Source organism: Rhodoferax lithotrophicus, from assembly GCF_019973615.1.
GTDB classification, from domain to species: Bacteria; Pseudomonadota; Gammaproteobacteria; order Burkholderiales; family Burkholderiaceae_C; genus Rhodoferax; species Rhodoferax lithotrophicus.
Window position 1 is genome coordinate 3,202,583 of record NZ_AP024238.1, and the last position, 15,822, is coordinate 3,218,404.

Genomic DNA, 15,822 nt, shown 5'->3' on the forward strand with positions numbered 1-15,822 from the left:
ATGAAGTTATGTGCAAATTGCATATAGTGCAAGCGTAAACCCGTAGGATAGGCACTCTCACGCACTGTTACAGTGCCAGTCTTGTTGATTTTGCAGTTTGTTCCATCAACATTTTTATTTTTCATCTACTGGAGTCAAAAGCATGCGTATAAACAAAGTGAAAACACTGGCAGTCATTGCAGCCACATTTGGCACCTTTGCGGCATTACCCGCCCATGCAGGCAAAACGCTTGATGGCATCAAAGCCCGTGGGCAAGTTGTGTGCGGAGTCAATACGGGTTTGGCTGGTTTTGGTGCAGCTGACTCTGCTGGCAAGTGGACAGGCTTGGATGTGGACATCTGTCGTGCCATTGCTGCGACCACCTTGGGTGATGCTGAAAAAGTGAAATATGTCCCCCTGAATGCGCAACAACGCTTTACGGCTTTGCAGTCTGGCGAAATTGACGTACTCTCGCGCAACACCACTTTTACCCTGACACGTGATGCGTCGCTGGGGTTGAACGATACAGCCGTCACTTACTACGACGGCCAAGGCTTTATGGTGCCTGTCAAGAGCAAAATCAAAAGCGCCAAACAACTCAAAGGGCAAACGGTCTGTGTGCAATCTGGTACCACCACCGAAAAAAACCTGACCGATTACTCCAAAGCTGCAGGCCTGAACATCAAACCTGTTGTGTTTGAAAAGTTGGAAGCTGCTGAAAACGCCTATTTCACTGGCCGTTGCATCGCCTACACCACTGATGCCTCTGGCTTGGCATCTACCCGTAACAAGGTTGCCAAAGACCCCGCAGAACACATCATCCTGCCAGAGCTGATCTCGAAAGAGCCCCTTGGCCCCATGGTTCGCCGCGGTGATGACGAGTGGTTTGCGATTGTCAAGTGGACCATTTATGGCCTGCTCGAAGCTGAAGAATACGGCATTACCCAAACCAATGTAGACGCTCTGAAGGCCACCAGCAAAGATCCCGTGGTGCAACGCATCTTGGGCACCTCTGAAGACACCGGTAAGCTGTTGGGCCTGAGCAAAGACTGGATGGCCAATGCCGTCAAGGCCACTGGCAATTACGGTGAAATTTTTGAGCGCAATGTTGGCCCCAAATCACCTCTGGGTCTGCCCCGTGGTGTCAACAACCTGTGGAATAAAGGCGGCCTGATGTACGCCTACCCTGTTCGTTAATCCTCGCACCGAGCGCCAAGCGCCGCCTGATGTCGTCACAAGCGATTCAAGCGGCGCTTCTTTTTATGCGTCTAACCAGATGCAAGCAGTGTGTTTTCTTCAGCTGCCTTATGGCACCCAAGCACAATGAACCCACAAACTCCTCCCAAAAAAAATAGCTGGTCCTGGCGCAGTCAGGCCTTCCGAGGCATCGTTTATCAGCTGATTGCTGCAGTTGCCATTGCTGCCATCACATGGTTCCTGATTCATAACACGCTCGTCAACATGCAAGCGCGTGGTATCAAAAGTGGCTTTGATTTTTTATCACAAGCCGCCGGTTTTGACATTGGAGAAAGTCTTTACCCTTTTGACTCGGCCCAACCCTATTGGGAGGCCTTTCTGATTGGTGTGACCAACACCTTGCGCGTGGCCGTGCTGGGCATCATTTTGGCCACATTGCTGGGCACCATATTAGGGGTAGGCCGTTTCTCACGCAACGCGTTGGTGCGTGGACTGTGTCTGTCTTACGTTGAATTCTTTCGCAACATCCCGGTACTGCTGCAACTGCTGATGTGGTATGTGATCTTGACCGAGGTCTTACCAGCATCCTCCGAGGCCTGGACTCTGGGCCCATTTTTCCTCAGTAAAGGCGGCTTGAATTTTCCCATCCCGGTCTGGAGTACCGGCCAACTTTGGGCTGCCTATGGCCTGCTGCCAGGCGTGCTGTTCGGCTGGGCTTACCGACGCAGGGCCGTTCGCAAATTTGAAACCACCGGCAAGCCAGGTAGCATGGTTTTGATGCCTTTGGTCATCATGCTGTTTGCCAGCCTGGCAGGTTGGGCACTCGGTGGCGCACCCACGGAATTCAACCGTCCCATCAAAGGTGACTTTGCCATTGAAAACGGCGGTGCACTCACCCCTGAATTCCTGGCCGTATTAATGGGACTGACGCTCTACACCGCATCCTTCATTGCTGAAGTGGTGCGCGGTGGCATTTCGTCTGTTGCACGTGGTCAGGGTGAGGCCGCCTCCGCACTAGGCCTGAACCGAAACCAGGAAATGCGGCTTGTGATGCTGCCACAAGCATTACGCGTGATCATTCCGCCGCTGACCAACCAATACCTGAACCTGACCAAAAACTCATCATTAGCCGTGGCCATCGGTTACCCGGATGTGGTCTCCATTGCCAACACCGCACTGAACCAGACTGGCCGCGCTGTGGAATGTATCTCTTTGGTGATGCTGGTTTACCTGGCCACCTCACTGGGCACTTCCTTGCTAATGAACTGGTACAACAACCGTGCGGCCATCAAAGAACGTTGAAAGCAGCCACATCATGAACTCAACCACTTTTCGCCCCATTCCACCACGTCCGGCCCCAATCAACACCGAAGGCCCGGTGGCCTGGGTCAGATCGAACTTGCTGGCCGACTGGAAAACCTCACTCGCCACCGTTGCCATCTGCGCGGTGCTGCTCTGGCTGCTACCCCAAATTCTCAACTGGGCGATTATCAAAGCTGTCTGGGCCAATAACTATGAAGCTTGCCGGGCTGAGGGTGCCGGTGCTTGCTGGGGTGTGATCAACGAAAAATACCGCATCATCATCTTTGGCCGTTACCCATTTGAAGAACACTGGCGCCCCCTGGTAGCAACCACGTTGCTGATTGGGTTGCTGGTGGCCAGCTGCATGCGTATGTTCTGGAAAGCCTGGTTACCACTGCTGTGGGTCGTGGTGATGGGCATTTTCTTCACGGTGATGTATGGCAACACCTTGGGCCTGAGCAAAGTCGAAACTGACCGCTGGGGTGGCCTGCCATTGACCATCTTGCTGGCATCCATCTCCCTGGTGGCATCTTTCCCGATCGCGCTGCTGGTGGCACTGGGACGGCGTTCCAACCTGCCAGCCATTCGCAGCTTTTGCACTATTTATGTGGAGCTCATCCGTGGCGTGCCGTTGATCTCGGTACTGTTCATGGCATCATTCATGTTCCCACTGTTCATGCCACCCAATGTCAAGATTGACGTACTGGTGCGGGTACTGGTCGGCATCACCCTGTTTTCTGCAGCCTACATGGCTGAAGTAATTCGCGGCGGCTTGCAGGCTATTCCCAAGGGCCAAGTGGAGGCAGCGGCCACTTTGGGCCTGTCTTACTGGCAAACCCAGCGCAAGATTGTGCTGCCACAAGCCTTGGCCATGGTAGTGCCGGGCATCATGAACAACTTCATCTCCACCTTCAAGGACACCTCACTGGTCACCATTGTGAGCTTGTACGAGTTGACCGGTGCCATGAGTCTGGCACTCAACTCTGACTCCAACTGGCGCCCCTTCACCATTGAAGGCTACATCTTCATCGCCCTGATTTACTTTGTATTCTGTTTCTCGATGTCGCGCTACAGCCACTGGGTTGAGAAACAAGTTAATAAAAACAAGCTGCGCTGAACCCGATTTAACACTCATCAAAACCCTGTCGGGCAGAGCCCATGAGTGGCGCAGCCCAAGCTGAATAGGAAACACCATGTCAGATACAAAAATCATCCCGCCAATCATCACCTTCGACAAAGTCAACAAATGGTATGGCAACAGCTTTCACGTGTTACGCGACATCGACCTGAGCGTGGCCAAGGGCGAACGCATCGTCATTTGCGGGCCGTCAGGCTCAGGTAAATCCACCTTGATCCGCTGCATCAATCGGCTTGAAGAACACCAGCAAGGCCACCTGATCGTCGACGGTGTTGAGCTGACCGACGATGTCAAGGCCATCGATCAGGTGCGCAAAGAAGTCGGTATGGTGTTCCAACAGTTCAACCTGTTCCCGCACCTTACCGTGCTGGAGAACCTGACACTCTCCCCGATGTGGGTCGGAAAAATGCCCAAGAAAGAAGCTGAAGAAAAGGCTATGCATCAGCTGAAACGGGTACGTATTGCAGAGCAAGCCAACAAATACCCACTGCAACTTTCGGGCGGACAGCAACAGCGTGTGGCGATTGCCCGCGCCCTGTGTTTAAAGCCCAAGATCATGCTGTTTGACGAACCAACCAGCGCCCTGGACCCTGAAATGATCAAGGAAGTGCTGGATGTGATGATCGCGATGGCTGACGAAGGCATCACCATGCTGTGTGTCACCCACGAGATGGGCTTTGCCAAAGCCGTGGCCGACCGCGTGATCTTTATGGACCAAGGTCAGATTGTTGAGCAGAACAACCCACACGACTTTTTCAACAATCCTCAAAACGAGCGCAGCAAAGACTTCTTGTCAAAAATTTTGGGGCATTAATCTCACGTGAAAAACTCCAAGTAGCTATACAAAAAATAGCTACTTAGGCAGTCCAATCAACCTCTAGAGGCATTTCTACCATTTATTTTGCGTACTCGCCCAAGCCCAGGCTTCATCGGAGAGGGTCAACACACGGCCCGCTCCACCCCAACGTGACACGGGGGCCGCGGGTGCGTCAAGCTGTTGCTGCTCAACCCGCTCAAGGATTTGCAAATAGTCAGCCCAAGGGCCTGTATGCTCCAGCAAGACTTGCCGCGCCTGCTCAGGCAGGTTCAACATGGTGACCACATCCTTCGGATTGATTTTCAGCATCACGCTAAGCATGGAAGCCAGTCCCAGCGTAAAAAACTGACCCGGTGTGTCTTCATGGCATTCAAGTGCCAGCAACTCCAACAAACGCGCACGCCACAGGGTAATTTCCTGCAAAGCAGAAGATGCCTTGTGATACCCCGCAAACTGCACCAGCAGTATGGACAACCAGCGGTACAGCTCATTGCGGCCCAACAACATGACGGCATGCTCAATGTCGGCATCTGCTTTGAGTTGGGCGTAACTTGCACTGTGGATGCGTTTGAGCAAGCGTAGTGACAAACCCACGTCACCCTTGATGCTACTCACAATGGTTGCTGTCTCAGTCCCGGTCACCAACTGATTTAATAACATGGCCACACGATGCATTTCTGGTGGCACAGGTAAAAACTCGCGCACTTCTTGACCTTGACCACCCGCCATGGGAGCCAACGCTCCACAAGCAAACTGGATACCCTTCTCCAGCGCGGTTTCCAGATCCTCCAGGCAAGCAACATCCGTAACCAGCACGGCAAGCCTCTGCAATGCATGAGGCCAGCTGGAGATACCCCGCAGCAGCTGCCCCATGGGCTGGCGGCCTTGATGCAACAAAACAAAGTCGCGACAAACATCTGGCATCACCGACACATCCCAGCCAAGTTGCACGCCACTGGCACGCAGGGTTTGCAGCGTTTGCAACACTTCAGGCATCTGTCCAGCCAGATCGGACTTACCAACGGCACTATCCAGGCCAATCCAGATACCTGGACACACTTCTACACCGTTCGCATGAACCAGCCAGTTGATTGGCAAGCGGACAAACCCCACTCGTCCAGATAACGCCGTCAAGCGAGCCGACGCCAACACCGCGGCCACCTGAGCCGACCAGCCGCGTTGATCGGCGCGTTGTACCAAACGTTGGAGGACATCACCGTGAATGCAAAACTCAAAACCCGCAATGGCGCCATCAGCGGCGATCAATGGCCGCCGCGGCCCGAGTGTCTGAATCACAACCTCTTCCACGACCTCTGGCAATTTGCCGGACTCCAGGCTATGCGAAAGCTCTGACGGACGATGCACCACCTTCCCCCTTGCGGGCTGCCAAAGCGAATGTCCAAAAATTTTGGACACGAGACGCTGGAAAAAATGAGGCATGACGCTGCCGCCTGCTTGCTTGAATAGTCCTCAGCTACCAGCTACTTTCATACGTTTGATCAGTATCGACCCCACGGATTTGGCTCCATAGTTGTAACTGTCTGCACCCACTGCCACAATTTCTTTGAGCATGGTTTTCATGTTGCCGGCAATGGTGATTTCATGCACCGGGTAAACAATGCGGCCTTTTTCTACCCAGAAGCCACTCGCCCCGCGTGAATAGTCTCCGGTGACATAGTTCACGCCGCTGCCCATCAACTCTGTCACCAACAATCCCGTGCCTAACTTTTCCAGCATGGCATCCAGGTTATCACCGGCACGGGTCAGGCGTGAGGTCAGGGTCAGGTTATGCGAGCCGCCCGCATTACCGGTCGTTTTCATGCCGAGTTTGCGCGCCGAATAACTACCCAAAAAGTAACCCTGCACCTTGCCAGCTTCCACCACACTACGAGCTTGGACACGCACACCTTCGTCATCAAACGGTGAACTGCCCTTGCCACGTTTCACAAACGGGTCTTCCAGAATGTCAATATGCTTGGGCAGCACTTGTTTACCCAGGCTATTCATCAAAAAACTGCTCTTGCGGTACAACGCTCCCCCGCTGATGGCTTGCACAAAGCTGCCAAGCAGGCCCGCGGCCAAAGGAGACTCAAACAGCACCGGGCATTCTGTGGTGGCAATTTTGCGCGCCCTCAAGCGGCTCAAGGCGCGCTCAGCGGCATACCGCCCCACGGCCTCAGGACTAGCCAAGTCAATGGCATCACGTTGCGAGCTGTACCAGGCATCACGCTGCATATCGTCGCCCTTGCCCGCAATAGGCGAGACGGACAAGGAATGCCGCGAACTGGCATAACCACCGCGAAATCCATGCGTATGCGCGCTGAAAAAATGTGACTGCTGGGCCGACACGCCAGCCCCTTCACTGTTGGTAATACGCTTGTCTACCTGCATGGCGGCTGCCTCGGTGGCCAATGCAATTTGGGCAGCTTGTTCGCTGGTGACTTCCCACGGGAAAAACAGCTCAAGATCAGTGCGCTGCTCTTGAGGTTGGGCAATGTCGGCTTCATCAGGCAGTGCGGCAAACGGGTCTTCAGCGGTAAAACGGGCAATGTCAAAGGCGGCTTGCACGGTTTGCTCAATTGCAACCTGGGAAAAATCCGACGTGCTGGCATTGCCCCGACGCTGCCCCACATGCACCGTGATGCCCAGCGATTTGTCACGATTACGCTCCACATTCTCCAGCTCACCCTTGCGCACCGACACACTCAGCCCGCAGCCTTCAGAGGCCTGTGCGGCGGCATCCGTCGCCCCCAGTTTCTTGGCATGCTGCAAGGCACTGTCCACCAAGCCTTCAAAAAAGGCCCGACTGTAGGCAAAACCCCTGTCAGCCTGAGCTGCAGAGGGGGCAGACGGACGACTTGCGGCCCGCACGCGAGAAGATGTGTTGGATTTTTTCATAGCGCGGCTATGATACTTGGCTATGTCAAGAAAACTCAAAAAAGGCTATTTTGTACGCGGTGAGTTCGTGGCCGAAGGCAGCGAACGCGATATTGAGCTCAAAGCCGAGCTCAAGGGCACCGATGAACAAAGCCGCACCGACCTCAAACGTGAAAGCACCGAGCTGCAAAAGCTGGGCGCTGATTTACTCACCCTGCGTGCCGACCTGCTGGCAGGCCTTGAACTGTCCGACAAGTTCAAGGATGCCATTGCGGATGCCAAACGCATCACCAACTTTGAGGGCAAACGCCGTCAAATGCAGTTTATTGGCAAACTGATGCGTCAACTGGAACCCCAGGTGGTTGAAGCTGTACGTGCCGCACTGGACGAACAAGCCAACGGCTCCAACGCCGAAAAGCTGGCACTACACCAAGCCGAGGTGTGGCGTGACCGGCTGATTACGGACGAAGCTGCTGCCGCCCAATGGATCAACCTGAACCCCGGCTGCGACACCCAGCAGCTGCGCGCCCTGATCCGCCAGGCCCGCAAGGATGCCAAGCCTGAAAAACCCGGTGCAGCCGTGCGCCATGGCCGCGCCTACCGTGATATTTTTCAACTGGTGCGTGAGGCACTCAGCGACGTACCACAACGCGAACCAGACCCACCCATCTTCAACCCTGCCAAGGAGGCTTCATAACCATGGCTGAGCCCACTGTCAACCCATTTCCACCCATCAAAATTGGCATCGTCTCGGTCAGCGACCGTGCCTCCAGTGGTATCTATGTCGACAAGGGTGTGCCAGCCCTGCAGAACTGGCTGAAACGGGCTGTCAAAAACCCGATGCAATTTGAGCCCCGGCTGATTTCGGATGAGCAAGCCACCATCAGTGCTACCCTGATGGAACTGGTCGAAGCTGGCTGCGCCCTGGTCTTGACCACTGGCGGCACAGGCCCGGCACTGCGCGATGTAACGCCGGAAGCCACGCTGGCTATTGCACACAAGGTCATGCCCGGTTTTGGCGAACAAATGCGGCAGATCAGCTTGAACTTCGTGCCTACAGCCATCCTGTCACGCCAAGTGGCGGTGATTCGCGATCAAACACTCATCATCAATCTGCCTGGTCAACCGAAATCGATTGCTGAAACACTCGAAGGCCTGCGTGATACCGATGGGAAATCTTTAGTGCCTGGTATTTTTGCTGCCGTGCCCTACTGCGTTGATCTGATTGGCGGGCCCTACATTGAAACCCATGAAGCGGTATGCCAAGCCTTCAGACCCAAAACCGCCATCCGCACATTTGGGCAAGAGCCATAGGCTTGCGGCTTACTTTCCGACCAGTTGATTGAGCTTATCCGCCTCAAAATGCTCATGTTTGGCAGCATCCACGGGCACGATAGAGGCCACTTGGCGCGGACAGTTCAGTTGCTCAATAACTTTCCAAAGCATGGCAATCTGGTGCTCCTGACTGGCGGCACTGTCAATCAAGCCACGCATGGCCTGGCTGAGCGGGTCGTCGTTTTGGGTGACACCATAGGCTGAAAAGCCCATTTTGGCGGCCACTTCCTCACGTTTGATGTCTTGATCTGCCTGGATGATGCGAGCGGGATTACCGACTGCGGTCGCCCTTGCTGGCACCGGTTTGGTCACCACCGCGTTGGAACCCACCTTGGCACCATCTCCCACGGTAAAACCACCCAACACCTGGGCCCCGGCCCCAATCACCACGCCACGCCCCAATGTGGGATGCCGCTTGGCCCCCTTATAAAGCGAAGTTCCACCCAACGTGACACCCTGGTAAATGGTGCAGTCGTCGCCAATTTCAGCGGTTTCCCCAACCACCACACCCATGGCATGGTCAAAAAATACCCGCTCACCGATCTTGGCTCCGGGATGAATTTCAATACCGGTCAAGAACCGTGCGATGTGTGAGGTGTAGCGCCCCAGCCATTTGAAGCCATGTGTCCAGAACACATGCGCCAAACGGTGCAGGATCACCGCATGTAAACCGGGGTAACAGGTGAGCACTTCCCAGGTACTGCGCGCCGCCGGGTCGCGCTCCAGGATACATTGAACGTCGGATTTGATTCTTGAAAACATGCTGCAAGTCTAATCTTTGAAGTCAACCCCTGAAGTCGACGGGGATTGCGGTTTGAGCATCATCTTGGCCATGCCGCGCAAAATATGAATCTCTTCCTGGGTCAACTGCGCACGGTTAAACAACTGATTCAAGCGCGGCATCAGTTTTTTGGGTGACTGCGGGTCCAGAAAACCTATTTGGGTGAGTGCCTGCTCCAGATGTGTCAACATACCAGACACCTGCGCAGCATCGGCCAGCACCGGGGCATCTGTGGCGGCCTGCACCGGATAAGCGGCAAGCGCTTCACGCCAGTCATAGGCAATCACCTGCAGCGCGGCACCCAGATTCAGCGAGCCAAATTTGGGGTTGCTGGGAATGCTCAGGCACACATGGCAACGGTACACGTCTTCGTTGCGCATGCCGAAGCGTTCCGAACCAAACAAGAAAGCCACGCCAGTGTTACAAGCATTTTTAGCATCTAGCGCTTGTCCATCTTGCGCTAATAGCTCTGATTTCAATAGCAAATCAAAATGTTGACGGGGCGTGGTGGTGGGTGGGCCAAAGTCACGCGGGGTCATGGCCGTAGCGCACAGGTGGGTCATACCCTCCAGCGCCTCATCCAGCGTGTCCACAATGCGGGCATTTTTCAGCACATCCAGTGCCCCACTGGCGCGCTGGATGGTCTCTTCACGGTTGAGCACATTGGCCCAGCGCGGAGCCACCAGCACCAGGTCGTCAAAACCCATGGTTTTCATGGCACGTGCTGCTGCACCTACATTGCCAGCATGGCTGGTGTTGATCAGGATAAATCGCGTCTGCATGGTCGAGGCCGTTAAAATGGCACTATTGTCGCTGCCTGCATCGCCAGATCAGCCCACCGCTCATCCTCACTTCACAATCTATGACAACTTCAAACTTGCACCCCATGGTCAACGTGGCCGTGAAGGCCGCCCGCGCTGCAGGCACCATCATCAACCGCGCCGCACTGGACGTTGAATCGGTTCGTGTTTCACAAAAACAGGTCAATGATTTTGTGACCGAAGTCGACCACGCCTCAGAGAAAATCATCATTGAAACCCTGCTGGGAGCCTACCCTGGCCACGCCATCTGGGCGGAAGAATCAGGTCGTGAGCACGGTGCGCAAGACTCTGAGTTTGTCTGGATCATTGACCCGCTGGATGGCACCACCAACTTCATTCACGGTCTGCCTGTTTACTGCGTGAGTATTGCGCTGGCCGTCAAAGGCAAAATTGAACAAGCCGTCATCTACGACCCCACCCGCAATGACTTGTTCACCGCCACCAAAGGGCGCGGTGCTTACCTGAATAACCGCCGCATTCGGGTGGCCAAACGCACCCGCCTGCAAGAGTGCCTGATCTCCACGGGTTTTCCATACCGCCAGGAAGACGATATCAACACCTACCTGCGCCTGATGGGTGACATGATGGCGCGCACTGCCGGGCTGCGCCGCCCAGGGGCTGCGGCACTGGATCTGGCCTATGTGGCCGCCGGGTTTACCGACGGCTTTTTTGAGTTGGGCTTGCAACCCTGGGATGTGGCCGCAGGCTCGCTGCTGATCACCGAAGCTGGTGGTTTGGTGGGCAACTTCTCGGGCGATGCCAACTTTTTGGAGCAAAAAGAATGTATGGCCGCCAACCCGCGCATCTATGGCCAAATGGTGGCTTTGCTGGGCAAATACAGCAAGTTTGCTGACGCGGGGGACAAGGCTGCGGTACGTGCTGCGGTGGCTGAAATGGCCAAAGCAAGCCCCGCGGTTGAAGCAGTCGAAGAGTCAACACCCGCAAACCCGGCTTCTGACGCACCGTTTTAAGAGGTCAGGCTTCAAACTGCGGCTGCAACTGCCTGATCCGGCGCATGGCCATGGCAGCAGCAGCGGTGCGGGTTTCCACACCCAGTTTGACAAACACCCGCTCCAGGTGTTTTTTGACGGTCATCGGGCTGCTGCCCAAAATGTCACCAATGTCCCGGTTGATCTTGCCCTTGACAACCCAGTAAAGCACCTCGGCCTCTTTGGGCGTGAGTTTGAAGCTCAGGGCGATGGCTTCAATCACGCTGTCTTCACTCACCTCCTGCATGATGATCAACCAGTCCCCGCCACCTTCACTGTCGCCAATTTGCTGATGCAAGCGAAAAGTCAGGCGATGGGAGCCGTGTTCAATACTCAGGCGCGGCGGTTCGTTCAGCATGTCCTGGCTGTCCACATGGCGGCGCAGCCAGGCCAGCACCGGCAACGGTGTGGTGGGCGCATCGGTGCCGTAGTAGCGCAACAGCCACGCACGCGCCAGCGGGGTCTGCCACATCAGACGGCCATCCGACACACGTACGGTGATGCTGGCATAGCCAAAGGCATCCAGGGCGCTACGGGCCTGACGTTTTTCCCGTGCCCCCTGCAGATGGACTTGCATGCGGGCCAGCACCTCCTTGGGTTTGATTGGTTTGGTGACATAGTCCACGCCCCCCGCCTCCAGAGCGGCCACCAAATGTTCTGTTTCGGTCAGACCGGTCATGAACACAATCGGAATGTGCGCCGTTTGAGGCATGGCCTTGAGCTGGCGCGCCACTTCAAAACCGTCCATACCGGGCATCATGGCATCCAGCAGCACAATGTCCGGCAGGGCTTGGGCAGCACGCTGCAAGGCCGCCACACCACTGAGCGCCACCAGCACGGTGTAGCCAGATTCATCCAGCGCGTCATGCAGCACGGCCAGGTTATCAGGCACGTCGTCCACGATCAGCACCACATCACTGTTGGCGCGGTCAAGGGTGTTGTGTGCAAAGAGTTGGGGCATGTTGTTTTAGGTGGCTGTCACGAGCCCTGAACCGGTGAGTGGAGGTGTTGGGTGAGCTGCTGGCTCATGGTTTCAAACTGAAATTGCCGTGCCAGCTCACGCATGTGTGCAACAAAGTCGTTATAGGCCGGTTGTGCGGCATCCAGTCTGTCGAGCTGGTTCAGAATACCCCGGTAGAAACCCAGGTTCACCAGATCCAGCAATCCTTGCAATTGCTGCGGCTCTGGATACACCATCGCCTGGGTCACCGCAGGTGGTTGAGGCACCACGGGTGATGAAGTTTCCAGCCAATTCAGATTCAAGCGCCGCTCCAGCCAATCCAGCAGATCGGCGTGGCGCACTGGCTTGAGGATGAAATCCTCGGATGGCACACCCAGATCGTTGTCCAACCCACGGTCAAATGCGTTGGCGGACACGATGGCGATGTGGGGCATCACGTGTGGACTGTCTTTAAGCAACTCTCTCAAGCGGCGAATGGTTTCCCAGCCGTCAATACCCGGCATGGCCAAGTCCATCAGAATCACCTCAGGCAAGTAGCCTGCCGCCAGCAAGTCCAGACAGTCGTGGCCGCTGGCGGCAGTACGCACCTCAAATCCAAGAGGGTGCAACACCTGCAAGAGCAAGTCGCGGTCAGCAAGCTCGTTGTCTACCACCAGGATACGCTTGCGTGGCCCGGTATAGCCCAGACGCGGGCGGCGCACAGACAGACGATGGGCATGTTGGGATACCGGGTCGCACACACCGGTGGATGAATCCAGACGCACCTCCGGCAAAAACAGTTTGACCCTGAACACCGAACCCATGCCGGGGGAACTGGTGAGCGACATCTCGCCGCCCATCAAATCCGTCAGCATCTTGGCAATAGTCAACCCCAGACCGGCCCCTGGCGTGTTGGAACCCGCACTCTGGGCCCGTGCAAAAGGCTCAAAAATGCGATCAATTTCCGCCTCCGGTAAACCCGGCCCGGTGTCCTCGATCTCGATAAAAGCCATTTCCCGTGCATAACGTGCCCGCAGAATCACGTGGCCCTGCTGGGTGAACTTGAGGGCATTGCCCAGCAGGTTGATCACAATCTGGCGCACCCGTTTTTCATCGGCTCGCACCAAAGTGGGCAAGCTGCCGGTAATCTCACAATGAAACACCAACCCCTTGGCTTGCGCTTCAAGCTCGAACAGACTGGCAATGTCAAGCACCAGATCGGCAAACGGCATGGGTTTGGCGTTCAGGGTAAGCCGACCGGCCTCAATGTGGGCAATGTCCAGGGTACCTTCAATCAGTGAAAGCAGGTGCTCGCCACCCCGCTTGATGACACTCACGGCTTGCTTGCGGTGTGGTGGAATGGACGCGTCTTCACCCATCAACTGCGCATAGCCCAAAATGCTGTTGAGCGGTGTGCGCAATTCATGACTGATGGCGCTGATGTAGCGGCTTTTGGCCTGATTGGCCTGATCTGCTGCCAGCTTGGCCAATTCGGCCGCAGCCCGGGCGTTTTCAGCCACCTGCCGGGCATGTTGCAGTGCCTCGTCCGTCTTGCGGTGCAAGTCAATTTCACGCATCAGCAAGTGGGTTTGGCGGTTGGACTCTTCCTGCGCCACCCGACGGCTCTGGTGCGCCAATACCACCCACCAAACAACCAGTCCGGACACCAGAATGAGGGCCATGAAGGCCTTGAAGAAGCCGGCCCGCAACACCGCTGCCGCAGCCTGCAACATCTGGGCATCCCACACCGATTGCGCCAGCGAACGAATTTCTTGCTGGTAAAGCAAACCAAACAAGCTGGCCAGCAACGGCGCAATCGCCAGCATCAGCATCAAAAACGTGCCCAGACCTTTGTCCAGATGGGCCCAGACATGCCTGGGTAACAGCCAACGCAGCGCAGCCTCCCACTGCCCAGACAGTTTGGCATGAGGTTTGCACAAATCGCCACAGCGGGCATCCAGCGTGCAACACAGTGAACAGATCGGCCCCTGATAAGCCGGGCAATGAGCCATGTCCGGTGCCTCGTAAACACGCTCGCAAATCACACACGTCTGCAGCGGATGCGACTGGGTACTGACCTCATCCACTTTAGCCACCTGACGGGCAAGGTAATACCGGCCCTGTGTGGCCCAGGCTATCAGGGGGGCGGCTACAAAGGCGGTGGCCAGGGCGATGATGGCCGAAAACGCCTGTGCCATGGGCCCCCAGAACCCCAGATAAGCGGTGACAGACAGCAGTGATGCCAGCGCCATCGCCCCCACCCCCACCGGGTTGATGTCGTACAAATGCGCCCGTTTGAACTCAATGCCGGGCGGCGACAGGCCCAGCGGCTTGTTGATCACCAGATCGGCCACCACGGCCATCATCCAGGCAATGGCAATATTGGAATACAGCCCCAGTACATCACCCAGGGCGGCAAACACGTTCATCTCCATCAGCGTGAAGGCAATCAACGTATTGAACACCACCCACACCACGCGCCCCGGGTGACTGTGGGTCAGACGCGAGAAGAAATTGCTCCAGGCCAGCGACCCGGCGTAGGCGTTGGTGACATTGATCTTGAGCTGCGACAGCACCACAAACAGCGCCGTGGCGGCCACCGCCCAGCCGTAGTTGGGAAATACAACCTCGTAAGCCGCCAGGTACATCTGATTCGGGTCAACCGCCCGGTCCAACGGCACTGCGTTTTGAATGGCCAGGTAGGCCAAGAGTGCGCCACCCAGCATTTTCAGCACCCCAAGACCAACCCAGCCAGGCCCGCCAACCAGCACACTGAACCACCAGCGGCGTGTATTTGCGGCGGTACGCACAGGCATAAAACGCAGGTAGTCAGCCTGCTCGCCCATTTGTGTCATCAGCGCCACACCTACCGTGAGAGCCGCACCAAACAAAGGCAGACTAAAACCTTCCGAACCTGATTTGTCACCAATGTAGTGCGTAATTCCTACAAACGCGCCGGGGTTACGCATCAATACGTACACAAAAGGCACCACCAACATCACCAGCCACAAAGGTTGTGTCCAGACCTGCAAGCGGCTGATGGTGGACACCCCGTGAGTCACCAGTGGAATCACCGCCAGCGCACAGATCAGATAGCCCCAGCGCGGTGGTATACCCAGCGCCAACTCCAGCGCATAAGCCATCACGGCGGCCTCCAGCGCAAAAAAGATGAAGGTGAAGGTGGCGTAAATCAGCGAGGTAATGGTCGAACCAATGTAGCCAAAGCCAGCCCCACGGGTAAGCAAATCCATGTCCACACCATAACGGGCGGCGTAAATGCTGATCGGCAACCCGGCCAGAAAGATGATCAGCCCGGTGGCCAGAATCGCCCAGAACGCATTCACAAAGCCATATTGCACCAGCAAGGTGGCCCCCACCGCCTCCAGTATCAAAAACGCAGCAGCACCACCCAGTGCTGTCTGCGCTACACGCCATTCTGACCACTTTCGAAAACCTTGCGGCGTGAAGCGCAGTGCGTAATCTTCCAGCGTTTCAGCGGCTACCCAGGCGTTGTAGTCCCGACGCACCAGCGTGATGCGCTGTGGCGCATGGTGCTCAGGCGCGGTGTCTGTGGCTGGGGATTCAAGGGAGGCAGTATTCACACCAAAGTTGTGCAGTTTTCATGCCACACCTTCAGAAGGTCTG

The 15,822-nt window shown here is 56.0% G+C and carries 13 protein-coding genes; 7 read left to right on the plus strand and 6 right to left on the minus strand.

Annotation, left to right across the window (positions count from 1 at the left end; all coding sequences use genetic code 11):
* Positions 1-142 precede the first annotated feature (142 nt).
* From LDN84_RS14760 to LDN84_RS14775, 4 genes are all read left to right on the plus strand, one after another.
* Entirely contained in the window at positions 143-1,177 is a 1,035-nt protein-coding gene (locus LDN84_RS14760) for an amino acid ABC transporter substrate-binding protein (protein WP_223904196.1), read from the plus strand.
* Between the two features lie 126 nt (positions 1,178-1,303).
* Positions 1,304-2,479, plus strand: a complete 1,176-nt coding sequence (locus tag LDN84_RS14765; protein WP_223904197.1) for an amino acid ABC transporter permease — start codon at positions 1,304-1,306, stop codon at positions 2,477-2,479.
* Positions 2,480-2,492: 13 nt separating this feature from the next.
* On the plus strand, positions 2,493-3,596 hold the full coding sequence (locus LDN84_RS14770; RefSeq protein WP_223904198.1) for an amino acid ABC transporter permease: 1,104 nt from the start codon (positions 2,493-2,495) through the stop codon (positions 3,594-3,596).
* A 76-nt stretch (positions 3,597-3,672) separates the two neighbouring features.
* On the plus strand, positions 3,673-4,431 hold the full coding sequence (locus LDN84_RS14775) for an amino acid ABC transporter ATP-binding protein (protein WP_223904199.1): 759 nt from the start codon (positions 3,673-3,675) through the stop codon (positions 4,429-4,431).
* 75 nt (positions 4,432-4,506) lie between these two features.
* On the opposite strand, the gene LDN84_RS14780 is transcribed toward LDN84_RS14775, so the two are convergent.
* Together LDN84_RS14780 and pmbA are read right to left on the minus strand one after the other, a co-directional pair.
* On the minus strand, positions 4,507-5,874 hold the full coding sequence (locus tag LDN84_RS14780) for an HDOD domain-containing protein (protein WP_223904200.1): 1,368 nt from the start codon (positions 5,872-5,874) through the stop codon (positions 4,507-4,509).
* Between the two features lie 30 nt (positions 5,875-5,904).
* Positions 5,905-7,332, minus strand: a complete 1,428-nt coding sequence (gene pmbA, locus LDN84_RS14785) for a metalloprotease PmbA (RefSeq protein ID WP_223904201.1) — start codon at positions 7,330-7,332, stop codon at positions 5,905-5,907.
* 22 nt (positions 7,333-7,354) lie between these two features.
* On the opposite strand from pmbA, the gene yjgA reads away from it, so the two are divergent.
* Positions 7,355-8,008, plus strand: a complete 654-nt coding sequence (yjgA, locus tag LDN84_RS14790) for a ribosome biogenesis factor YjgA (protein ID WP_223904202.1) — start codon at positions 7,355-7,357, stop codon at positions 8,006-8,008.
* A gap of 2 nt (positions 8,009-8,010) precedes the next feature.
* Positions 8,011-8,625 carry a molybdopterin adenylyltransferase gene (gene mog / locus LDN84_RS14795; RefSeq protein WP_223904203.1) on the plus strand — a complete coding sequence of 205 codons (615 nt, stop codon included), beginning with the start codon at positions 8,011-8,013 and terminating at the stop codon, positions 8,623-8,625.
* Positions 8,626-8,634: 9 nt separating this feature from the next.
* On the opposite strand, the gene cysE is transcribed toward mog, so the two are convergent.
* Together cysE and LDN84_RS14805 are read right to left on the minus strand one after the other, a co-directional pair.
* Positions 8,635-9,408, minus strand: coding sequence for a serine O-acetyltransferase (cysE, locus tag LDN84_RS14800; protein WP_223904204.1), 774 nt, complete (start codon positions 9,406-9,408; stop codon positions 8,635-8,637).
* 9 nt (positions 9,409-9,417) lie between these two features.
* Positions 9,418-10,209, minus strand: a complete 792-nt coding sequence (locus tag LDN84_RS14805; RefSeq protein ID WP_223904205.1) for an RNA methyltransferase — start codon at positions 10,207-10,209, stop codon at positions 9,418-9,420.
* A gap of 80 nt (positions 10,210-10,289) precedes the next feature.
* Between LDN84_RS14805 and LDN84_RS14810 the strand changes: the two genes are divergently transcribed.
* Positions 10,290-11,219: an inositol monophosphatase family protein gene (locus tag LDN84_RS14810; RefSeq protein WP_223904206.1), complete on the plus strand. Its 930-nt coding sequence runs from the start codon at positions 10,290-10,292 to the stop codon at positions 11,217-11,219.
* 4 nt (positions 11,220-11,223) lie between these two features.
* Here LDN84_RS14810 and LDN84_RS14815 read toward each other — a convergent pair whose 3' ends face one another.
* Together LDN84_RS14815 and LDN84_RS14820 are read right to left on the minus strand one after the other, a co-directional pair.
* Positions 11,224-12,198, minus strand: a complete 975-nt coding sequence (locus LDN84_RS14815) for a response regulator (protein WP_223904207.1) — start codon at positions 12,196-12,198, stop codon at positions 11,224-11,226.
* Positions 12,199-12,215: 17 nt separating this feature from the next.
* Complete coding sequence (locus LDN84_RS14820; protein ID WP_223904208.1) at positions 12,216-15,779, minus strand: ATP-binding protein; 3,564 nt, start codon at positions 15,777-15,779, stop codon at positions 12,216-12,218.
* Between the last annotated feature and the right edge of the window lie 43 nt (positions 15,780-15,822).